Genomic DNA, 21,506 nt, shown 5'->3' on the forward strand with positions numbered 1-21,506 from the left:
AGCGGATCAGCGGAGTCGGATCAGGAGTGCGCGAGGGAGGCGAACCGGTCCGGGTGCACGGTCGACGACCACACCCGAACATCGTCGACCAGGCCACCGAGGTGGTTGGTCCGGCGGCCATCGGTCGTGCCGGTGCAGCCGACCGTCACGGGTCCCTGCGCGGTCCATGGCGAGCCAGGCGCATTCTGCTCTCCCTGCAGATCGCCGTTGACGTAGAAGCGAATCTTCTTGGCCGGTAGGTCGTACACGGCGGACAGGAGAGTCCAGACGCCACGCACGGGTTCCGCCTTGGACTGCACCTCGACCACTGCCGCGGAATTGTCATCGCGAGACGGCATGACGAAACGCCAGCGGTTCGGTTGCTGCGCGTATTCCATCCGGAAGCCCTGCGTACCTGCTCCCAGCTGGGACAGCACAGTGCGCGTGCCAGTCAATTCGTCAATGGCGACCCACGCCGAGACGCTGAAGGATTCATCGGTACGGATAACCGGTCCCGTGGTCTGCGCGCAGGATCCCTCGGCGAGTGCCAGACCGAGTGCACCGCCCCGGCTTTCGAAGCGGTCCGGCAGCCACTCGTGTTGCCCAGCGACCGACAGGTGCCGGCCGTGTCCGGACCGGTCCTCGAAGTTCGTCGGCTCTTCCGAGCCATCGCCCTCCAGCGGCCACAGCCCCTGCACGGCCACCGGCGGGTTGCTTCCCGGCAGCGCCGCCATCGCCTCGTTGCTGAGCGCCCCGCGCCACAACCTGACGTCAGCGATCGCACCCCGCAGGAAGTGCGAATGGCCTTCGCCCCACTTGCCACAGCCCACGGTCAACTGGCCGCTCGCGTGCCACGGCGTCGGTCCGCTCTCCACCTCGTCGACCAGCTTGCCGTTGACGAACAGGGCGATCCGTTTCGCGGTGGCCCGATACACGGCAGCCAGGTGGGTCCACCGGCCGACCGATTCATGGACGGCGTTCGGGGGGCTGTAGGCGTCGCGGGCCGGGCTCATCATGGTGTCGGCGTCCTTCACGTGCAGGGTCCAACGCCCGTCGTTCCGGGCGCCGAGATGCCAGTTGCCTACCTGACTGCCGTCCTGCCCCAGCACGGTCTGGTACCCGCCGCCGGTGTCGGTGATCTTCACCCAGGTGGCCATCGTGAACGACTCGTCGGTCTTCACCACCGACATTTTCGCCGGGGCACAGCTGTTGCCGTCGAGTTCGATCGCGGAGCGCGGCCGGCCGAAGGCGTCCTCGGTCCAGGACGCTGTCTGTGGCACATCCAAAGGGTTTTCCGCGGCGACCGTGTTCCCACCGTCTCCTCGCAACTGCCAAGCACCGGCGGGACCGGACGGCAACTCGGTGCGCGCCTCCCAGATCTGTCCATCGTCGAGCAGTCCCTGCCAGACACCGACGTTGTCGACGCGGCCGTGCATCCGGTTGCCGCCGGCACAGCCCACCTGAAACTTCTCGCCATTCCAGGGCGTGTCGCTGATGGCGGTCTCACCCTTCAATACGCCATCCACATAGATACGCATGACCCTCGCCACGGGATCCACCGTGGCGGCGAGATGTTGCCAGGTGTTCAATGGCACGCCCTGCGGACCGGGGGCTTCGAACCACTGCGGGTCCGAAGAATCCCGGGAGGTCAGTGACGCTTTCCAGCTGTCAGCTCTCGAGTCATAGAAGAGAACGAATCTGGCGATGTGGTCGCCGTGAATCGCCAGAACGGGCCGGGCCTGCGACTTGTCAGTCACATTCGCCCAAGCGGTCACGGTGAACTCGGCGTCGGAGCGCACCACCGATGTCGCGTTGGCGCAACCGTTGCCCGTCAACGAGAGCGCCGACCAGTCTTGACCGGTGCGGTCCGGCCCGTACCCCACATCTCCTGAGAACTGCAGGTTCTGGCCGTTGCCCGAGTCGTCACGGGGATCCGCGGTCAACCGCCACACGGCCTTCGACTGGGCGGCGACGATCCGGCCGGTGAAGAAGTTGAAGTCCGCGCGCTCGGAATTGTTGCCCGCCGCGTCCCGCGCCCACACCGACACCTGCGTGCGGCCGGCCGGCGGCGTGAAGGTGATCTGCGTGGTCCCGTTGGAGTCCACCGTGTGCTGCCAGACATCGACACCGATGCCATAGCCGAACTTGGAGATCCCGGATCCCGCATCCCACGAGGAGAACTCGAGCGTGACGGGCTGGCCTTCCTTCGGGCTACCGGCCGAGACTCGACGGACCAGCGGAGTGGCGGGTCTGGTCTGGTCCAGCCGGAAGTGGCAGTAGTAGTCGGTCCAAGGGGAGCCTTCGACGTCGTCCGTTCCATGTACACGCCACCGGTAGTTGCCGTCCGCGAGGCCGCTGGGGGTCCAGTCCGCTTCTTGAGGAAGGGGCTTGGTCTTGACTTTCGGTGACTTGTAGTCGGCCGGGCTGGTCGGACCGGTGAGGTCGAAGACGATGCGGACTTCCCCGTCGTCGTCGCTCGCTTTGCCGTAGAGCGTCGGTGAATTGTCGTTGATCCAGGGTCCCGGCGCTTCCTTCTTGCAGTCGCCACCCGGCGCCGAACGCACCGCGACGGGCGAGGTCGGCGTCGACCGGTACTCGGCGATCAGCCGGACGCTGCCTGCCTTCAGCCGGACCCAATGCTGATGTCCGTAATCCTCATCCGGCACCCTCAACCCAAACGTGATGGACGCCATCTTGGCGGTAGCATGCCGCTGTACCTGGGTCTTCACACCCGAGGCCTTGAACTTGATGCCGCCGGGTTTCTCACCGCACCCCGCGTTGGCCGCAGACGTCACGGTGTCGAGAGCCGCGCCGTGCAGCCACTTGTCCGCCATCCCGTTCCAGCTCGGCGTGTTGCCGTCGATCTTGTTCGTCTGCCACAGGCTGACCTTCTCCCCCCTGCAGTGACCGGTGTGCACCTCCGTGGCATCCACGCTGGTGGTGTTAATCAGGACCTTGCCGGCGAGTTGGCCGATGTCGAACTGGACGTGCGCCCGCCACAGGTCACCGGCATCGTCGTAGTTCTCACCGACGCGGATGTCGCCGCGAGGCCAGCTGTCGCCCGAGGTCCATTTCTCGTTCTTGGCTCGAGCGCTGACCGGGATCCACTTCTCGTAGACCTTGTCGAAGGTCGGATCGATGAAGAGGGGAAATGACGAACGCCCGTCGAGCAGCGTGTCGTCCACCTTGACCGTCAGTTCCTTACCGGCGACGGCCACGTCGACGTCAGCGATTCGGGCCAGGTCTCCGGGGGCTTCCGCACTAGAGGTAGATGCAGCTACTGGCGGGGGATCGCCCGCCTGCGACAGAGCCCGCTGCGCGCTCTTCACGTTCGCTTGGCCCTGCGCCGCAGAGTCCTTCCGTATTGGTGGTTTCACGGTCGAATCCCAGGCAACAGCAGGCGGCGCGCCCACGATGACCCCGTTCGGCCCGCTGACGATCACGCCGCCACCCGGCGCTTCGGTCACGGTCGCGGACCCACCAACTGTGTAGCTAGCCTCCCGCACGGCTGGCTGGCAGGCTTGCCGCCTCGGCGGTTCGCACCACCAGCACGTGCGAGAAGCCGCCGGGGAGCGCCCGAGCTACCAGGTCCACGTCCGGATAGACATTCTTGTAGGTCACCCTGTCCTCGGAGACCTCACCGGGGGGAAGCGTCCCCGACCACGACAGCGAAAAGTCCGCCCCGCCGCCCCGCAACACCACGAACGGTCCGTCACCGCCGCGGGAGAACGTGACGTCGGCAGCGGCCCGGGGGTGCAACCTGCCGTCTGCGCCCGGCTCCAGGTTGGTGTCGACGTCGAGCCACTGGCCGGAGCGCTCAACCCGCTCCGGCTCGATGGAGGACTCGAACGTAAAGGTGCCCGATGGCAACGCGGTCACCTTGGTGAACTCGTCAGCCGCGGACAGGACCTCCACCGGCTTGTCGCACAGCTGCGCGAGCCGTTGCGCGGCCTTTTCCGTCTCCGCGGCCGGAGTCTGATCCGCTACGGCCCCTGAAGGGCAGGCTTCCGCTGCTCCGGCCCTCGCCGAAGTCACGCCCACCACCAGCGTTGACGTAAGGACTGCCAAGCAGGTACCTACCGCTACCCGGGCATGCGCCGACGACACCATTACTCTCCCCCGTAAGTCACAGCGAACTGCAAGGGGTCACGTGATGGCCAGGTCACACCGAAACGGGCGACCGCCCGCCCCCTCGCACAGATCGCGTCGGTGACGGTACGGAGAGCAACGCCCACCGTCAATACCCAAGATCGCAAATATTTTTGACCGCCGAAGTGGCGATGGTCGGCGAGCTCAGGCTCCGTCTGGCCTTCGCGCGGTCAACGGCGCGCCGAGCATGCAACCGACGTCGATCTCCTTGGCCGGTGCGTGGGACCTAGGACGTGAAGCGATCGCCGTACACGCGCCAGGTCAGCGGCGCGTTCAGGTCGAGGTTGCCGGTGCGGAGGAAGACCCGTTGGGCGGTTTCGACCCGGGAGACGTCGCTGTGGGCTTCTTCCGTACGCATCTCTTTGGTGCGGGCGTCGAGGAACGCTTCCAGGAAGGCGGTTTCGTCACCGCCGAGCGCCGGGGTTTTGGCTTTGCGCATGGCGGCGGCGCGGATCTGGCGCATGCCGGAGACGCCGTGCATGACCGCCGCGTCGTAGTAGGCGAATTGGCCGAGGGCGCGCAGGCCGTCCGCGCTTGCCAGGGTGACGGCCGGGTCGAAGTACATCCGGTCTCGTTCGTCGTCCTGAGTCTTGCGGAAGACCGGGTCCGCGGCGGCCGCCTTCCACGCCGCGGTGAAGCCTGGGTCGAGGCCGGCGTGCGAGTCGGAGCCGTCGACTTTGCGCAGAGCTGGCAGGTATTTCGCGAGTTTGTTCTTCGGGGAGCGCCGGGTGTATTCGTTGACCAGCGCGAGCATGTCCGAGGTTCCGGAGCAGAAGCCGATGATGCCGGCGGTGTAGCCGCGGCCGTCGCCGATGTCTTCGATGTAGCCGTACTGGCCGCGCCAGTTGATGGTGGAGTTTTCGGCGCTGGAGACCAGGCGGAAAGCGGTTTCCTTCTTGCGCGCGGTGGTGAGGGCGCTGGCGGCGGCGGGGACAGTGGCTTCCGGGGTGTTCACCGGGCTGGGTTTGCCGGCCGGGCCCGGGCCGAACACTTGCAGTTCGCGCAGAGCGAAGCCGGCTGACGCGGCGCGCTGGGTGGCGAGGACCCGCAGGTATCGGCCGGAGCCGCGCAACTTCTTCAGGTCGTCGGTCCCGCCGTTGCCGCCTTTGGCGGCGCGCAGGTCGGCCCAGATCGAGCCGTTGGAGGAGATCTGCACCCGATAGGTACGCGCGTAAGCATCGTCCCAGAGCAACCGGACCCGGTTGACGGTCTGTGCCTTGCCGAGGTCGACGCGCAGCCATTGGGAGCCGGGCCTGGGGTCGCTCGTCCAGGTGGTCGTCAGGTCACCGTCCACCGCCATGGCACCGGCGTGCTGGGTGTCTTTCGCGCTGGAGGCGAGGGCCGGGTGGCGGCGGGAAAGCAGGACGTCGGCGGAGGCGTCTGCGGTGACCGTGATAGCCAGTGGGACGGTGCAGACGGCGGCGACGCCGACGCCCAGCGCGATCATGTTCGCCCGCATCCTCACCTTCTCGAAGGTAAGGGTGGGACGTCAGCGCCGCCTGCGCTTTGGGAAAATCGCCAGGTGTCAGCGGCGCTTGCGCTTTTTGGCGATGAGGACGAGGGCGAGCACGATGCCGCCGACGACGACCAGGCAGCAGAGGCCGCCCAGGATGGGCAGGAAACCGAAGCCTCGGCTGCGGCGGGACTTGGCCGCTTCGAGGATCAGACCGTCGGCTCCGGTGCTTGCCGCCCAAGCGTGCACCGGCACCACCAGGGTCAGGACCATGCCTGTCACGGCCGCACTAAGCCGGGACCACCACTTCACCGCAGGAGACATGCGCTCCAGTCTGTCGGATGCTGGCAAGGCGCGCCTCTTCAGGGACTAGACATTTCCCGGCAGGGTAAGGGGCAGGAACTCAAGAACGAGGGAGCGCTAGTGGATGCCGAGCTGACCGCGCTGGCGGAGGCGCACGGGGTGGCCACCTGGTACGAGGACTGGCAGCGTCAGCGCCGCGACGTGTCGGACGAGTCGGTGGTGGGTGTGCTGCGCCTGCTCGGGGTGGACGCCACCTCCCCGGCGGCGGTCCAGCGCGCCCTGGCGACGGTCCGCAGCGCCCGTGAGCAGCACCAATTGCCTGGCACGGTGGTGGTCCGCGCGGGTACGACGCAGCCGCTGGCCGAGCCCGGCACGATCGTGTTCGAGGACGGCACCACGCGGGAGGTCACCGATGTTCCGGCTGATCTGCCGCTGGGCTGGCACCGGCTGCGGTCCGGCGGGCAGGACGTCACCCTGGTCGTGGTGCCGCCGCGGCTGCCGGAGCCTCCGGAGGCGTGGGGCTGGATGGTGCAGCTTTATGCCCTGCATTCGGCGGCGTCCTGGGGCTTGGGTGACCTCGGTGACCTGCGGACCCTGGTGGAGGCGAGTCACGGCGCCGGGCTGGTTCTGCTGAATCCGCTGCATGCGGTGACGCCGACGCTGCCGGTGCCCGCCTCGCCGTATTCGCCGTCGAGCCGACGGTTCTCGAATCCGCTGTATCTGCGGGTGGCGGACACCGCGGCGTACCGGGCTGCGGATCCGGAGCTGAGGGCTCGGGTGGACGCGTTGCGGCCGGAACCGCCCGCCGACGCTCTGATCGACTACAGCGCGGTGTGGCAGGCCAAGCGGGATGCTTTGGAGTTGCTGTGGCCGCTGGCTGGCGAGGTTGACCTCGACGCCGATCCGGGGCGTACCGACTTCGCGGTGTTCTGTGTGCTGGCTGAGGAGCATGGCGCCGACTGGCAGAAGTGGCCCGAGCCGCTGCGCCGGCCGGACGGCCCGGAGGTGCGCGCCGCCCGGCAGAGTGACCGGGTCGCGTTCCACGTGTGGCTGCAGCAACTGCTGGACGAGCAACTGGACGCGGCGAACAACGCCGCCCGGGCGCAGGGAATGTCGGTCGGTGTCGTGCACGACCTGGCCGTGGGCATCGACCCGAGCGGCGCCGACGGCTGGCTGTTGCAGGACGTGCTTGCCGCCGGCGTCCACGCGGGCGCCCCGCCGGACGCGTTCAACCAGCTCGGGCAGGACTGGGGGCTGGCCGCCTGGCGACCCGACCAACTCGTCGCCACCGGCTACGCCGCGTACCGGGACATGCTGCGCCGGATCTTCCGGCACGCCGGCGGCCTGCGCGTGGATCACGTCGCCGGGCTGTGGCGGCTCTGGTGGGTGCCGCCGGGCATGGGACCGGCCGAGGGCACCTACGTGCGGTACGACCCGGACGCGATGCTCGGCATCCTGGCCTTGGAGGCGCACCGGGCGGGAGCCGTCGTGGTCGGTGAGGATCTGGGCACGGTGCTGCCGGTGGTGACCGAGACGCTGGAAGACATGAACATGCTCGGCTCGGCGGTGCTCTGGTTCACCAAGGATTACGAGGAGGACCCGGACGAGGGCTACCTGCCGGCGGCCCGTTATCCCCGGAACGCGCTGGCGACGATCTCGACGCACGATCTGCCCACCGCCGCCGGTTTCCTCATCGGCGAGCAGGTCAAGGTGCGCGCCGAGTTGGGCCAGCTCACCGGCCCGGTCGAGCAGGAGCGGGCGTACGCGGACAAGGACCGTGCCCAACTGCTCGCCCGCCTCACCGACGAGGGCTTGATCTCGGCGACAAGCACGAGCGAGGAGATCGTGCTCGCCATGCACGAGTTCCTGGCGCGGACCCCGTGCCGGCTGGTCGCCGCGTCCCTCTACGACGTGCTCGGCGAGGTGGATCAACCCAATCTTCCGGGTACGACCGACGAATACCCGAACTGGCGTCAGCCCCTGCACACCAGCCTGGAAGAGCTCGTGGCGGACCCGCGGGTCGCGCGGGTCGCCGACATCCTGAACACCAAGAAGGGCAGGTCGTGATGAGTTTCCTGGACAAGGCGAAGGAGTTCGCCGCCAAGCACGACAAGCAGGTCGACCAGGTCCTCGAGAAGATCGGCGACGAGGTCGACAAGCGGACCGACCACAAGCACTCGGCCCACATCGACCGGGCGGTCGACGAGGCGCAGAAGCGCACCGGCGAAGGCGACACCTACCAGCGGTAGGTGTCAGCTCGCCAGGGGCGGGGGCGGCGGGTCGTCGTCCATGGCGAACAGCATCGGGTGCACGGCGAGCCGGTGGTCCCGTTCCCGGCAGCGGGCCGGCGGGAGCAGCGACGAGCCGTGCTCCGGGTGCTCGGCGCAGTGCCGCATCGCGCGGTTGATCGCGTCGGGGTGGTGCCGGCCGCCGCCGTACTCCCCGCAGCTTGCGCAGTCCCAGCGCCAATAGGCCGGGCCTTCGTCCGCGTCGTGCCGTCGGATCTTCAGCGGCGGCCCGGCGCGGTGCTGGGCGGCGGCGAGGATGGCGGTCATGTCACCGGCCGCTGGCGGCACGGTCGGCGGCCGCCTCGACACCTCGCCGATGATCTCGGCCAGCACGCTGGTCCCCGTACCTGACACCGTGCACCCCCGCGTTCGTAGCTGATGGCCCAGTGTGGACCGTGCGGTGCAGGTCGCAGGGCTGATTTCCGGTTTCTGTACGCCCATTCACCCGCAGTGGTGCACCGGGCGCACTCGGCCGCAGGTCCGGCCGGGCAGGGGTGTTACCGTGGTCGATCAGCGGTGCTCGGAGGAGGCGAGGTGGTGTTCACCCACTCGGCGTTCCTCTACGACACTGACGTCGCGTACGCCGAACTGCTGGGTGGATTTCTCCGCGACGGCCTGGAACGCGGCGAGACCGTGGCGGTCGCCGCCGGGCCTGACCACATCGGCCTGTTGCGTGACACCCTTTCGGGGGACGCCGCCGCGGTGCGGTTCCTCCCCGCCGACGAGTGGTACGCCCGCCCCGCCAAAACCATCGCAGGTTGGGCGCAGCTGCTGCGCACCGCCGCCGCCGAGGGCAGCCCGTTCGTCCGGCTGATCGGCCAGATCCCGTACGCCGGACCGCCCGCTCCGTGGCTGCGTTTCGAGTCGGCGCTCAACCGCAGCCTGGCCGAGCTGCACGGGCATCTGCTGTGCCCGTACGACCGGGGAAGCCTGCCGGGCGAGTTGCTCGAGGCTGCCGTGCGTACCCATCCGAGGTTGCACGATGGCGAGTGGCGGGACAATGCGGGCTATGAAGTGCCCGAGTCTTTCCTTGCCACGCTGCCCGAGCGGCCGTGGCCGGTGGCGGGTGAGCCGTTGCTGGCTCTGCCGGTCGGCGACACCGTCGCCCAGCTGCGCACGCTGATCCGGGAGCGGGCGGGTGCCGAGGCCTGGCTGCCGTCCGCCCGGGTGGAGGTGTTGGTGCTGGCGCTGAGCGAGATCGCCACGAACAGCATCCGGCACGGCGGCAAGCATCGTCAGCTGCGCATCTGGCTCAGCGCCGACGCTGTGGTGACCGAGGTGACCGACGACGGCGCGGTGGGTCCGAGCCCGCTGGCCGGTTATCTGCTGCCCCGGCCGGGCGAGGTCGGCGGCATGGGCCTCTGGCTGGTGCACCAGCTCTGCGACGCCCTGTCGATCCGGCAGGAAGGTGGCCTGACCCACGTGCGCTTCGCGGTGCGGCGTTAGCGGCTGCGAACCAGACCCAGTGTGGACGCTGACACGCCGGGGAAGACGCCGGCGACGTCGGACAGTTCGCAGCGGGCGCGCAGGATCTCACCGATGACCGCGCGGTAGTCGGTGGTCACGGCCAGGTCGCCGTCGACCAGTTTGGTCTCGGCCAGGCCGGGCCAGCGGCCGTACACCTGGCCGCCTTTGACTCCGCCGCCGAGGACGAACATGGCGTTGCCGTACCCGTGGTCGAGGCCGCCGGAGCCGTTCTCGCCGACCCGCCGGCCGAACTCGCTGATCGTGATCAGGGTGACTCGGCGCAGCCCGGCCGGGCCGAGGTCCTGCGCGAACGCGGCCAGCGCCTTCGCCAGGCCATTGAGGTTGTCGTACATCCGTCTGCCGGGCACGGCCGTGCCGAGGTTCTCGTGCATGTCCCAGTCGCCGGAGTCGACGGTGGCGCTCATCAGCCCGACGTCCGCCTTGATCAACCGGGCCACGTCTTTCAAGGCACCACCCAGGCCCGTGTTCGGGTACGCCGCCCCGTTGGCGGGCGTGTATCCGGCGGCCTTCAGCGCGGCGGCGGTGGTCAGCGCGGACGTCGTCATGCCGGTGGTGCGGGCGAGCGCGTCGGGGGCGTCCGCATACAGGGCCGCCATGGTTTTCGCCATCGAGCGTTCCTCGGTTTCGCCGGCCAACACCAGCTCATCGACGGCTGCGAGCCCCAGGTCCGGCGAGGTGCCGGCATAGACCCGGGCGGGCATGGCGCTGCCCACCGAGACCGCGTCGAAGGCACCGGAGGCGCCGAGCCCGCCCATCAGCCGGTCCAGCCAGCCGGTGCGGACGGACGTGCCGGGTGCGGCCCGCTCCAGCTCCTCCATCGCGGCGAAGTGCGACCGGTTCGGCGCCGGCTGCCCGGCGGCCTGCACGGCAGCGAGCGTCCCGTTTTTCCAGTACGGCAGCAGCGGCGCAAGCGCCGGGTTCAGCCCGAAGTACGAGTCCCCGCCGATCAGCCGGTTCTTCGGCACCGCGATCGACGGCCGGGCGGCGTAGTAGGCCGGATCGCCCGCTGGCACCACCGCGGACAGCCCGTCGAAGCCGCCCCGCAACGACAGCAGCACGAAGACGTCCCCGCCGTAGCCCGGCGACGCGAACGCCAGCTGGGTGGCGAGCTGATCGCCGACCAGCCCGGCGAACGCCCCCGCGGCGCCGGCCGCGAGCAGCGCGCGACGACTGACCGGGCAGCTACAGATCTCTTGCACCGTCACGGTCACCTCAGCGCGAAGTAGGGAGAGTTGAGCAGCAGGGCCATCAGCCACGGGAACTGCCAGTCGGCCGCCGCGTCGCCGGCCCGCAGCGGACTGGCGAGCTTCTTGCCGAAGAACGCGGCGAGGGCCTCGGCGTGCGCGGGCGCCACACTGCGGCCGAGCAGCCGGGTCGCCACCGCATCGATCAGCGCACCGTAGGTGGCTGGCCGGGTAGCACCGGCGAACGCACTGACCAGCGACGACGGCCGTTGCAGCGTGTTCGGCCACCAGCCCGCGGCGACGTTGAGGTGCGCGTTCCAGCGGATGACCTGCCCGGACGGCGACGCCCAGGCGGTAGCCACATCCGGGTAGCCGTTCGGCGGCTTCCAGCCCAGCGGAGCCTGCCCGGCTTCCTCGGTCATCCAGTACAGCCCGCGGATCCCCTTCGTCCCGGACTTGTCCGGCCCGTATCCCAGAGCCCGTACGGTCGCGACGACATCCTCGTACGGCGTCCGGGTCTTCGCGCCCACCGAGGCGGCGAATTCGGCCGACGTGAACAGCGCCCGCAACACCGGGGCGATGGCGCTCTTGTTGTCCAGGTAGACCTTCATCAGCCGGGTCACCAGTGCGGCGGGCGGCACGTCGGCGACGAACCGTACGCACAGCTTGGTGGCGATCCGCTTGGCCGTGGCCGGGTGCAGGGCAAGGTGATCCAGCAGAGCCATCGACGCGGCCTCGCCGCCGGTGGCCGTCGTGTTGGCGTGCCGGAACCCCATGATCTGCACCGCGCCGGTGGCGTGCTCGCGCGCGTCGTACCGGTAGCGGCCGTTCTCCCAGCTCACCGTCATGCCGCTGAGCAGCCGGGCAGCGTGCTTGACGTCGGACTCGTGGTAGCCCAGCCCGACGGTGTGCAGTTCGAGCAGTTCCCGGCCGTAGTTCTCGTTCGGCGCCGCGCGGGTGGAGAACCGGTTGTCCAGGTAGGTGAGCATCGCCGGGTGCTTCGCCGACGCCTTGAGCAGGTCGGCGAAACGACCCAGGGCGTACTTGCGGATGACGCTGCGGTCGTAGTCGGGCCGGCTGTCCCACACGTCGTCGGAGGGGCAGGTCACGTTCAGGTGGTTGGACCAGAAGTCGACCATCACCTCGAACAGCTGCCGCTCGCTCCAGACCGCCCGGGCCAGAGTGGCGCCGCAGACGTCGTACATGGGCTCCCAGCCGTACATGGGAATGGCTTTGGCTTTGGCCTTGGCCCGCACCTGGTCGATGGTCAGGCCGCTCAGCGGAAAACGGGCCACCAGGCCGTCGGCGACCCGGTCGTCGATCGTTGCGGGCTTGAGCTGCTGCTCCAACCACGCTTTGGCGCCCAGGCGGCGGATCTCGGCGACCGAGGCCTGCGTCGGGCCGTAGGTGGCGCGGCGCAGCAGGTGCAGCAACGGGTCGTCGGGGAGGAAGTCCGCGGATGCCGTCACACCTTCCGACGTCGGCCGGCTTGACGATCTTCAGCGACGAACCGGCGTCCTACTCCCCAACCGCAACTCCCGTTCCCCGTAGGGTGCAGCCGTGGCACAGCGCAGACGCGACGATCGACGGGTGGAGACGGTGGGCTCCGGCGTCGCCGAGCTGGTGCCCGACCCCGACCGGGCCGGCGGCTGGACCCTGCTGGTGAACGGCACCCCCCAGTCACACGTCGACCTCACCGACCCCACTCACGTGGAGTTCGAATACGTGCGCCGGATGGCTACCGCCGTCGGTCTGCTGGCGCCGCCCGGCCAACCGGTGCGGGTCCTGCACCTCGGTGGCGGGGCGCTGACACTGCCCCGGTACATCGCGGTCACCCGGCCCGGCTCACCGCAGCGGGTGGTGGAGATCGACGGCCCGCTGGTCGATCTGGTCCGCACGGCACTGCCCTGGGACCCCAGAGCCAAGCTGCGCGTACGGGTCGCCGACGCCCGCGAAGCCGTCACCGGCATGCGCGACAGCGGGTACGACCTGGTGATCGTCGACGTGTTCGCGGGTGCCCAGACGCCCGCCCACGTGTCGTCGGTCGAGTTCGTGCGGGAGGTGGCCCGGGTGCTCGCCCCGGACGGCTGGCTGCTGGCGAATGTCGCGGACGGGCCGCCGCTCACCTACGCGAAGGCCCAGGTCGCCACGATCCGCGCGGTCCTGCCGGAGGCCTGCCTCATCGCCGACGGCGGGGTGCTGCGCGGCCGCCGCTTCGGCAACCTCGTGGTCGTCGCCGGACGCGAACCCCTGCCACTGGGACAGTTGAGCCGGCGGGCGGCCGGCGACTGGTTCCCGGGCCGCGTCGAGTCGGATCTGGCCCGGTTCGCGGGCGGCCACGCCCCGATGACCGATTCCACCGCCGTCAGTTCCCCGGCCCCACCCGCCGGCCTCTTCAGCGCCAAATCGTAGCCCCACGTACGGTCCCCGTCACCCAAAGGTGCAGGTAGCGCGGCCCCTGCGGCTGATCGTGCGCCCAGGCGGCAATTTGACAGTGACACGACTTGTCGATCCGTAACGCCGCCGGATCTAATCGAAGGATGCTGGACCAGCACCCGCATCCGCCGACCGGCGCCGACCGCATCCTGTGGCGCGGCCACTGCGCCGTCGCCGAGTACGCCTTCGACCGTGCCGCCTCCCTGCCGCGCTGGACGCTGCCCGAGGCCACCGAAGTCGTCGTCACCGGCACCCGCATCGGGTACGCATACGCCGGCGACGACGCAGAGCTCCGCTCCGGCGAGCTGCGCTGGCTGTATCCGCAGCACATCCGCGTGCAGCCCGGTTCCCGCAACCCGGGCCGCGCGGCCGCCGTCACCCAGATCCAGCTGGTCTGCGGCGGCGCTGACGGCTCGTTCCCGGCGCTGGTCTTCGCGGGCGGCGACCTGACCGACATCCGCGCGGCTGACCGGATGGCCAACATCATCCGGCACGCGATCGCCGGCTTCCGGGTCGACAACGCGGACAAACTGGGCTTGAACACCTCGCAGGCCCGGATGCTCTCCAAGCTCCTCATCGGCCCGGAATTCACCAACTTCCAGGGCGGCGAAGGCCAGACAGTCACCATGCTCGGCGCCCTGCAAGTCCCCGCCCCACCCACATCCGAGCCCCACGACGCCCCAGCCACACCACCGCCCACCGCCGGGACTCGTGCCCATGCCGAGCCCACTGCGACTCCGCACGCCGGATACCCGACCGCACCCCTTTCGCACGGCCCGCACCCGGCCACGCACGCCACGCACCCGACCTCCCCCATTCCAGGCGGCCCGTACCCGGCCACGCACGCCACGCACCCGACCTCACCCACCCAGGTCGGCCCACCCCCGACCTCACCCGCTCTGCGCCCTGCAGCGCCTGCGGAGGCCGCCGGCAGTCAGTTCGGCGCCCACGCCGATCGAGGCGACGCACCGGCTGCCGAGCAGGCGGCCCGGCCGTTCCCCGCCGCGGTTGGCGGGTCGGGACGGCTCCCGGGTTACCGCCCCGGACTGGCCGCCGACGAAGCGCGGGCACTGCAAGCGGCGGCCGCCGAGCAGGCCACCCACGACTCCGAGCCTGACCTCGCCTCTCGCGCCGCCCGCCTGGCCGCCCGGGTCGCCAACCTCGTCGCCAATCTCCCGGACGACGATGTCACGCCCGGCTTCTCCGCCCAGCCCGCGCTGGAGCAGCAGCCCACCGCCGAGCACCCCACCGCAGATCTCGCCGCCCGCGCAGAACAGGTCCGCCGCACCGCCGCCCGCTTCGCAGGTAACTCCGCCAAGGGCAAGGCACAGGTCCAACGCTCCGAACACGAGACCGGCCTCCGCGGCCAGGGCTAGTAAGCAGACCCGGCTGGTAGCAGGCCGCGCTGGAACAGGGTCAGGGCCGGTAGCAGGTGCCCGCTTCGACTCGTTCCTCGTGCACCCGGTGCGCCTTGTCCAGCAAATCCATCAGTTCCTGCTGCTGGCGCAGCCGGGCCTTGTATTTCTCCGGCAGCTTCTTGAGCTGCGCTTCCTCGTTCTGCAGCTTGTGGTAGATCTCGTCGCAGTACTTCGGGTCCTTCTCGATGTCGAGGAACTCCGCTGCGTGCCGGCGGGCTGCGGCGGCGTACGTCTGGGCTCGGCCTTTGGGGCTGAGCAGTGACGCGACGACGGTGACGATCAGCACGCCGATGATGACGCTCAGGGAGGTCACGGTGGTGATCTCGATGACCTCGACCGGGTCGCCGCCGTTGATGAACGGCACGTTGTTCTCGTGCAGCGCGTGCAGGACCAGCTTGACGCCGATGAAGGCGAGGATCACCGCGAGCCCGTAGGACAGGAAGACGAGCCGGTCGAGCAGCCCGTCAAGCAGGAAGTAGAGCTGGCGCAGGCCCAGCAGGGAGAACGCCGTGGCGGTGAAGACCAGGTAGACGCTCTGGGTGAGGCCGAAGATGGCCGGGATCGAGTCCAGGGCGAACAGGATGTCGGTGCCGCCGATGGCAACCATGACCAGCAGCATCGGGGTCATGACCCGCTTGCCGTCCTCGACGGTGAAGAGCTTGTCCCCGTCGTACTCGTCGGAGGTGCGCAGGAAGCGGCGAGCGACCCGAATGATGACGTTGTCGGCCGAGCGTTCGCTTTCGCCCTTGAGCAGGTTGCCGGCCGTGACCAGCAGGATCAGCCCGAAGAGGTAGAAGATCCAGGCGAACGAGTTGATCAGCGCGGCGCCGAGGAAGATGAAGCCGGTCCGCGCGATCAGCGAGAAGACGATGCCGAACAGCAGCACTTTCTGCTGGTCGGCGCGGGGCACCTTGAAGCTGCCGAGCAGCACCAGGAACACGAACAGGTTGTCGACCGAGAGCGCCTTCTCGGTGACCCAGCCGGCGAAGTACTCGGCGCCCATGTCCTGGCCGCCGAAGACCAGCACGCCGAGGCCGAACAGGATCGCGATGCCGACGTAGATGCCGGACCAGATGCTGGCTTCTTTCAGCGACGGAATGTGTGCTCGGCGTACGTGAAAGAAGAAGTCGAAGAGGACCAGTCCGAGGATGCCCGCGACGGTCAGTGTCCAGACGAGCCCGGAGACCTGCATGACGATCCATCTTAGAGGTCGCCGGTCACCGCCGCTTTGAGCTGGGCCTCGGTGAGGAAGAGCGCGTCGCGCAGGTCGGCGCCGCGCAGGTCCGTTCCACGCAGGTCGGCGCCGGTGAAGTCGGCGAGACGCAGGTCGGCTTCGCGCAGGTCGGCGCCGATGAGCAACGCGCCGCGCAGGCTCGCCCCGCGCAGTTTCGCGCCGCGCATGCGCCGGCCGATCAGGTTGGCGCCGCGGTGGTCGGCCCGACGGCCGCCCGCTTCCGCCCGGGCCAGCTCGCTCGCTTTCTGCAGGAGCGGATTGATTTTCCTTCGGTACGCGTCCACGTCCAGCGCAAGCAGTTCCTCGGGTGTTCCGGCGGTGCGTGCGAGGGTTTCGTCCCGCGCCGCCGTGAGTTCGGGGTGCAGGCGGCGGGCTGCCGGTAGCTCCAGCGCCTGGGTCACGTACCAGAGAAGTTCGTGGAGCTGGCGCATGACCGGCAGGACCGCGAACATGCCGGGCGCGATGGTGGGCGTGGCCCGCCAGTCGCGGCCGCCGTAGGTGACCTGGGTGACCTGCTGGCCGGCGCCGAAGCAGTCGAAGACGACGCAGCCGCCGAAGCCGCGTTGCGGCAGCCGGTCATGTATGTCACAGCGGAAGTCGTCGCGCAGGTTGGGGCAGGCCTTGCCGGCGGGCTTGTCGATGGCGAAATCGGATGACTTGGCGAAAGCGGGCGCCACGCAGCAGAGGCCGGCACACCGGCCGCAGTCGGCACGTAGCTCCAGTTCTTTCATGGCCCTCACCCTAGTCTCGCCCGAATCACGGCATATTCCCGTTACGTACCGTGACCCACTCACCTGACGGAAAGTAACTCTCCGTCGCCTTCACGCTCATCCGACCAGCCAATAACCAGGCCCAACCGTACGGGTGGCTACACACAGTCATTCTTACTACGCTGCAAGACACCGCCCCCCAACCCCAAGGAGTACCCGCTGATGCGTGCCCGTCAGACGGCCCTGTTCGCCGCCCTCGGCTGCGCCGCCGCCCTCGGCCTCGCCGCGCCCGCCTCCGCGGCGACCGCGCCGACCATCTCGGCGCCCGCGAGCCGCCAGGGCTACGGACCGATCACCCTCACCGGCACCGCCCCGGCGGGTTCGACCGTGGAACTGTACGAGTCCGCGTACAAGTTCAATGCCTTCTACCCGTCCCCCGACTACGACCGGGGCGCGGGCACCTACATCACGACCACGGCCAACAGCTCCGGCCGTTGGACGCTGAACCGGATCCTGGACTCCGGCTTCCGCTTCTACGTCCGGGCCGGCGGCAACGACTCCAACCGCATCTCGGTCGCCATGGGCATCGTGCCGTCGATGACGCTGAGCGCCAGCAACGGCACGGTCAACGCCACCGTCGCCGCCGACCCGGCCCAGCCCGGCCTGCGCGTGCACATCCAGCGCAACTCGGGTGGCACCTGGTCCAACATCGCCGACGGCTACACCTCCGAGTCGGCGGCCACCTTCGCGGCCACCCTCACCGGCCAGGGCTCGGGCACCCAGTCCTACCGCGCCGTGATCGACGCCGACGCGGACAACAACCTGCTCCGCGGCCAGACCGAGACCATCTCCCTGAACGTCGGCAGCGGCTCGGGCACCGGCGGCGGCACCACGCCCCCCACCACCCCCACGACGCCCACCACCCCCACCAAGCCGACGACGCCGCCCAAGCCGACCACCCCGTCGGCCCCCGCGGGCGCCGTCCAGTTCAGCAAGATCCAGTACAACTCGCCGGGCGCCGACACCGGCAGCAACACCAGCCTCAACGCCGAGTACTTCCGCCTGCTGAACAAGACCAAGGCGACCATCAACCTCAAGGGCTGGACCGTCCGCGACGCCTCCGGGAAGGTCTACACCTTCTCGGGCGACTACAAGCTCGGCGCCGGCCGTAGCCTCTACGTCCACACCGGCAAGGGCACCAACCACAAGCCCGACGTCGCGCACCGCTACTGGAACCGCACCGGCTACGTGTGGAACAACGGCGGCGACACCGCATCGCTGCGCAGCAACACCGGCAAGTCGATCGACTCCTGCAAGTGGGGCAAAGGCTCCGGCGTCACGTACTGCTGATCTTCCCCCTCCTGCGGCCCCCGGCATCCCCCGCCGGGGGCCGCAGTGTTTTAGGGTGCTTTGCGTGAGCAAGGTATTGCGGGAACGCACCGACGACGGTCGCTGGACCCTGACCCTCAACGACCCCGACCGCCGCAACGCCATCGATGAGGAACTGCGAGACACCCTCGCCGACGCCATCACCGAGGTCGCCGCCGACACCGCAGCCCGCACCCTCGTGGTGGCCGGCGCAGGCTCCGCCTTCTGCGCCGGCGCCGACCTGCCGGCCCTCTTCGGCGACACCGGCCGGTCCGTCTCCGCCATCCGCACCGACCTCCACCAGGTCTACGACAGCTTCCTCCGCGTCATGCGCCTGCCCATCCCGACCATCGCAGCCGTCCAAGGCCCCGCGGTCGGCGCCGGCCTCAACCTGGCCATGGCCTGCGACACCCGCATCGTCGGCCCCCAAGCCCGCCTCATCGCCTCCTTCACCAAAATCGGCCTCCACCCCGGCGGTGGCTGCACCTGGTTCCTCACCCGCGCCCTCGGCCCAGAACGGGCGCTGCAACTCCTCCTCGACGGCGGCAGCGTCACCGGCGAAGAAGCAGTCCGCCTCGGCCTCGCCGGCACCCTCGCCGACGACCCCCTCACCGCCGCCCACGAACGCGCGGCCCGCTGGGCGAAGCTCGACCCATCCCTGGCCCGAGACATCAAAACCTCCGTGCGTACGGCCACAACCGGCGACTTCGCGGCGGCGCTGGAGTTCGAGTCCTGGGCCCAGGCCTCCACAGCCACCGGCCCGGCCATCCAAGAGACCGTGGCCCGGTTCCGTCGCTGACGCGGTGGGGCGGGGCGACGGGGTAGGAACGGGTCGTGCTAACGTTTCCCTACCGACGCGGGGTGGAGCAGCTCGGTAGCTCGCTGGGCTCATAACCCAGAGGTCGCAGGTTCAAATCCTGTCCCCGCTACTAGCGTTATTGCAGGTCAGGACGCGGTTCCCTACTCTAGGGGAACCGCGTTTTTGATCTTCATCCGGGCATTGTCCGGGCAAACGAAAAAGCACGTCCCGGCACGACGCAATATACGACATCACATGCACATCGCATCCTCGGACGCAAGACCCATCCAGATGTGATTCCCGTTACGCGCTTCGCTCACAGCGGGTCACGGCCGCCGCCTAACCCGTCGGCGGGCTGGCGCCAATCGAACGATGGGTCTGCCCACGTAGATCGGACCGGACCCGCAACGTGCACCGCGTGGATCTGCGCCGTCCGGGGACCCCTGCGTGGCTTGAGCCGACCGCTCGCAGCATGACGTTTGGGCCATCCCGCCGCACAAGAGACAACCGCTTTCGCCTTGGTCGATGCCAACCCAACACGGGACGTCGCCTGCGGAACTTTCCGCAGGCCGCCCTAAACGACCTGCCACGAGTATCCGAGGCATCGAATGATGCCCCGAATGCTGCGCCACCATGCGGCGGAATTCCCTTTCAGGCTCCATCGCGCCTATCTCACCTCGCGCGGCGTGCATTCTGCAGCCGACAAGCTGAAATCATCATTTATCTTGATCACCAGGGCGACAATTAGCCTTAACGCCGTAATATAGGTGCGGAAATGCGCACCTTCGCCTTCCGAATTTACTTGCGACCCGTGAAGATATTTGTTTCGCAGTTCAGGACCGTTAGTGAAATCAATCTTGTTGAGGAAATAATTGAAGTAACTGCCCTCAGCCTCTGACAGAAGCGAAGTGCGCCGAGTCACCCAGCCTCTGGCTACCATCGAGTCAGCCTCCGCTCGCCCCTGATTCGTAAGGTGGTAGTAGCTCGCTGCTTGAGTTCCGAATAGCGAGTTTAGAATCTGGAGCTGCGCCCGTCCCCTGATCTGCACGCGCGTGCCGGTGTCTTCAAGGACTCCCAACGTGATCAGGCGGTCTACAATCGGCCTTTGATGCTCCGCGAAGTCTTCGTAAGACACCTTGTCCTTAATAAGGAGCCTTGCGGCGTTCGATGCTTTTAATGTATCGCTGATGTACGCCAACTCCGATTGGTCGGAGAACAATGCACGAAGAATGCCGCCGATTTCATTACCCTTGCCCGCGTAGATGTACTTTCCGACGACCATGCTTGGCAGCTGTTTGTAGAGAACGGGATCCGATGTGATCGCGAGGAGCTCCCTGTCGAGCTCTCCGTTTTCCACATATAAAGCGAACTGCATGGCGACGCTCTCCATCTCGGCGAAGAGATGCCTAGATTTTTGGAGATAGGAAGATCCGCTGCTTGATGGCGTAAAGGAAAAGTTTCGCGCACCGAACTCTTCGACGAGATATTTTTCGAAGAACCAGGCGACCACTGCTTCCAAATCGATGTCCTTCGACTCTAGATAGCGGTGGTAGAAAAGCGTCTGTAGCAGCGAGCTCGTTTCAATAAGGTGAAATGCTGCACCGACATGATATTCGGTTTTCCCTGTAGTAGTCAGGAACCTCTCGAAGACACTAAGGTCTGCAGGGTATGCAGGGAGCGTGAGTAGGACGTAACGGTTGGCGAACTCGAAGAGGTGCTGGAAATTGTTGAGGATGCTGGCGTTGTCCACAGTCTGATCCAGCCACTTGCGACTGTAGGTGAAATTTGCCACCATTCCGTCCATTTCGACGGTGACTGGATCGTCTTGAGTATCAGATATTCGCACTTCACAGCCGCTCGCGATCCCTGCGTTATCGCGGAAGAATTCCTCGGTCATGCGGTCCTTGCGTCGTTTCGCGCTCAGCTTGAGCTTGGCGTCGACGCCAGTCTTGATGTCGAGCGGGGAGATTTCAATCAGTCCGATGTAGTTGAGGTTCGGGTCGGCGCTGTCGACATACCCTTGCAGCATCTGACGTACCTGAACGGATGTGAGACTCCTCGGGAGGAAAATCTCGCTTGTGGCGTCTTTCTGCATGTATTTCCGCACTAAATGCTCAGCATTGCGTACGTCCGATAGGAGGAGGTCGCGCAGTTGGGTGTCGTACGCATGCACAAGCTTTTTGTTCCCGAGCAAAATGCTCAGGTTGACGCCTGTTGCGTTGAGCGCGGTCAGCATGTCATCTGGGTCGCAACGCTCGAATGCTTTGTTCCTGCCTAGAAGCTCAAGAAGATCGGCGTGAAAATTGCGTTCGACAGCAGCAATGAGTTGCCCGACGTTCGATCCATCGATCTCAGTAAAGAATCGTGCAATTGCGCTACGCATGGTTGGGATTCGCGCCTGAGCCTCTGCGCGCTGCGCATCTGTGTAGTCTACCGGGAAGAATCCAGCTTCGACGAACTGCTGAACGTTGTACAACTCGATGATGTCCGCCGCGCTCGTCGGGGCATCCGCAGGATCGAATCGTTCAGCGATTTCGGCGGCGCGACCAGCTTGCCAATGTGTGGCAAGGTCCACGGCACCGTAGAACCGAACCCGTCTCAAGGTCGAATCCTCGCTACTCATTTGCCTTCTACCATTTACAACTTTGATTTGGATGGCGCCTAGGAAGCGTCGTGGAGGCGACACCCTCCAAGAGA

Annotated in this window: 16 protein-coding genes, 1 tRNA gene and 1 pseudogene; 8 read left to right on the plus strand and 10 right to left on the minus strand. The window is 67.7% G+C overall.

Translation table 11 applies throughout. The features are described from left to right. Positions 1 to 20 precede the first annotated feature (20 nt). From ACIA1L_RS19580 to ACIA1L_RS19595, 4 genes are all read right to left on the minus strand, one after another. On the minus strand, positions 21 to 3,446 hold the full coding sequence (locus tag ACIA1L_RS19580; protein WP_396074230.1) for a LamG domain-containing protein: 3,426 nt from the start codon (positions 3,444 to 3,446) through the stop codon (positions 21 to 23). Between the two features lie 25 nt (positions 3,447 to 3,471). After that, positions 3,472 to 4,014 (minus strand): hypothetical protein, encoded by a 543-nt coding sequence (locus ACIA1L_RS19585; RefSeq protein ID WP_396074231.1) that lies wholly within the window; start codon positions 4,012 to 4,014, stop codon positions 3,472 to 3,474. A 340-nt stretch (positions 4,015 to 4,354) separates the two neighbouring features. Next, positions 4,355 to 5,587, minus strand: coding sequence for a chitosanase (locus tag ACIA1L_RS19590; protein WP_396074482.1), 1,233 nt, complete (start codon positions 5,585 to 5,587; stop codon positions 4,355 to 4,357). Between the two features lie 66 nt (positions 5,588 to 5,653). Next, positions 5,654 to 5,905 carry a hypothetical protein gene (locus tag ACIA1L_RS19595; protein WP_396074232.1) on the minus strand — a complete coding sequence of 84 codons (252 nt, stop codon included), beginning with the start codon at positions 5,903 to 5,905 and terminating at the stop codon, positions 5,654 to 5,656. A gap of 99 nt (positions 5,906 to 6,004) precedes the next feature. Between ACIA1L_RS19595 and malQ the strand changes: the two genes are divergently transcribed. Beyond that, on the plus strand, positions 6,005 to 7,951 hold the full coding sequence (gene malQ, locus ACIA1L_RS19600) for a 4-alpha-glucanotransferase (protein ID WP_396074233.1): 1,947 nt from the start codon (positions 6,005 to 6,007) through the stop codon (positions 7,949 to 7,951). Further along, positions 7,951 to 8,133 (plus strand): antitoxin, encoded by a 183-nt coding sequence (locus tag ACIA1L_RS19605; protein WP_396074234.1) that lies wholly within the window; start codon positions 7,951 to 7,953, stop codon positions 8,131 to 8,133. The genes malQ and ACIA1L_RS19605 overlap by 1 nt, the downstream gene beginning before the upstream one ends. A gap of 3 nt (positions 8,134 to 8,136) precedes the next feature. Here ACIA1L_RS19605 and ACIA1L_RS19610 read toward each other — a convergent pair whose 3' ends face one another. After that, complete coding sequence (locus tag ACIA1L_RS19610; protein ID WP_396074235.1) at positions 8,137 to 8,526, minus strand: hypothetical protein; 390 nt, start codon at positions 8,524 to 8,526, stop codon at positions 8,137 to 8,139. A 180-nt stretch (positions 8,527 to 8,706) separates the two neighbouring features. Between ACIA1L_RS19610 and ACIA1L_RS19615 the strand changes: the two genes are divergently transcribed. Continuing rightward, positions 8,707 to 9,618: an anti-sigma factor RsbA family regulatory protein gene (locus tag ACIA1L_RS19615; protein ID WP_396074236.1), complete on the plus strand. Its 912-nt coding sequence runs from the start codon at positions 8,707 to 8,709 to the stop codon at positions 9,616 to 9,618. Here ACIA1L_RS19615 and ACIA1L_RS19620 read toward each other — a convergent pair. Further along, complete coding sequence (locus tag ACIA1L_RS19620) at positions 9,615 to 10,865, minus strand: DUF1501 domain-containing protein (protein WP_396074237.1); 1,251 nt, start codon at positions 10,863 to 10,865, stop codon at positions 9,615 to 9,617. The two genes, ACIA1L_RS19615 and ACIA1L_RS19620, sit on opposite strands and share 4 nt — an antisense overlap. 2 nt (positions 10,866 to 10,867) lie before the next feature. Continuing rightward, positions 10,868 to 12,313, minus strand: a complete 1,446-nt coding sequence (locus ACIA1L_RS19625; protein WP_396074238.1) for a DUF1800 domain-containing protein — start codon at positions 12,311 to 12,313, stop codon at positions 10,868 to 10,870. A gap of 91 nt (positions 12,314 to 12,404) precedes the next feature. On the opposite strand from ACIA1L_RS19625, the gene ACIA1L_RS19630 reads away from it, so the two are divergent. Both ACIA1L_RS19630 and ACIA1L_RS19635 read left to right on the plus strand, forming a co-directional pair. After that, on the plus strand, positions 12,405 to 13,256 hold the full coding sequence (locus ACIA1L_RS19630; RefSeq protein WP_396074239.1) for a spermidine synthase: 852 nt from the start codon (positions 12,405 to 12,407) through the stop codon (positions 13,254 to 13,256). A 128-nt stretch (positions 13,257 to 13,384) separates the two neighbouring features. Beyond that, a complete protein-coding gene (locus ACIA1L_RS19635) occupies positions 13,385 to 14,656 on the plus strand; it encodes a translation initiation factor 2 (protein ID WP_396074240.1) in 1,272 nt (423 codons plus the stop codon). Between the two features lie 295 nt (positions 14,657 to 14,951). Here ACIA1L_RS19635 and ACIA1L_RS19640 read toward each other — a convergent pair. Together ACIA1L_RS19640 and ACIA1L_RS19645 are read right to left on the minus strand one after the other, a co-directional pair. Next, positions 14,952 to 15,890 (minus strand): annotated as a pseudogene (locus tag ACIA1L_RS19640) (TerC/Alx family metal homeostasis membrane protein); the annotation flags it as partial. A gap of 11 nt (positions 15,891 to 15,901) precedes the next feature. Continuing rightward, the gene (locus tag ACIA1L_RS19645) at positions 15,902 to 16,663 is read right to left on the minus strand and encodes a pentapeptide repeat-containing protein (protein ID WP_396074241.1); all 762 of its coding nucleotides are present in this window, start codon (positions 16,661 to 16,663) and stop codon (positions 15,902 to 15,904) included. Between the two features lie 201 nt (positions 16,664 to 16,864). Between ACIA1L_RS19645 and ACIA1L_RS19650 the strand changes: the two genes are divergently transcribed. The 3 genes from ACIA1L_RS19650 to ACIA1L_RS19660 all read left to right on the plus strand — a co-directional run bounded on the left by ACIA1L_RS19650 (position 16,865) and on the right by ACIA1L_RS19660 (position 18,939). Further along, the gene (locus ACIA1L_RS19650; protein WP_396074242.1) at positions 16,865 to 17,992 is read left to right on the plus strand and encodes a lamin tail domain-containing protein; all 1,128 of its coding nucleotides are present in this window, start codon (positions 16,865 to 16,867) and stop codon (positions 17,990 to 17,992) included. A 64-nt stretch (positions 17,993 to 18,056) separates the two neighbouring features. Beyond that, positions 18,057 to 18,809, plus strand: coding sequence for an enoyl-CoA hydratase (locus ACIA1L_RS19655; protein WP_396074243.1), 753 nt, complete (start codon positions 18,057 to 18,059; stop codon positions 18,807 to 18,809). 56 nt (positions 18,810 to 18,865) lie between these two features. Further along, a tRNA-Met gene (locus ACIA1L_RS19660) sits at positions 18,866 to 18,939 on the plus strand. Positions 18,940 to 19,476: 537 nt separating this feature from the next. Here the strand turns inward: ACIA1L_RS19660 and ACIA1L_RS19665 are convergent. Beyond that, a complete protein-coding gene (locus ACIA1L_RS19665) occupies positions 19,477 to 21,432 on the minus strand; it encodes a hypothetical protein (RefSeq protein ID WP_396074244.1) in 1,956 nt (651 codons plus the stop codon). Between the last annotated feature and the right edge of the window lie 74 nt (positions 21,433 to 21,506).

The sequence above is a fragment of the Actinoplanes sp. NPDC051859 genome (assembly GCF_044452725.1).
GTDB lineage: Bacteria > Actinomycetota > Actinomycetes > Mycobacteriales > Micromonosporaceae > Actinoplanes.

Excerpts from the sequence above, each read along its gene's own strand:
- ACIA1L_RS19635 (WP_396074240.1), top strand. The coding sequence starts at position 13,385 with ATGCTGGACCAGCACCCGCATCCGCCGACCGGCGCCGACCGCATCCTG.
- ACIA1L_RS19650 (WP_396074242.1), top strand. The coding sequence starts at position 16,865 with ATGCGTGCCCGTCAGACGGCCCTGTTCGCCGCCCTCGGCTGCGCCGCC.
- ACIA1L_RS19595 (WP_396074232.1), bottom strand. The coding sequence starts at position 5,905 with ATGTCTCCTGCGGTGAAGTGGTGGTCCCGGCTTAGTGCGGCCGTGACA.
- ACIA1L_RS19605 (WP_396074234.1), top strand. The coding sequence starts at position 7,951 with ATGAGTTTCCTGGACAAGGCGAAGGAGTTCGCCGCCAAGCACGACAAG.
- ACIA1L_RS19645 (WP_396074241.1), bottom strand. The coding sequence starts at position 16,663 with ATGAAAGAACTGGAGCTACGTGCCGACTGCGGCCGGTGTGCCGGCCTC.
- ACIA1L_RS19590 (WP_396074482.1), bottom strand. The coding sequence starts at position 5,587 with ATGCGGGCGAACATGATCGCGCTGGGCGTCGGCGTCGCCGCCGTCTGC.
- ACIA1L_RS19665 (WP_396074244.1), bottom strand. The coding sequence starts at position 21,432 with ATGAGTAGCGAGGATTCGACCTTGAGACGGGTTCGGTTCTACGGTGCC.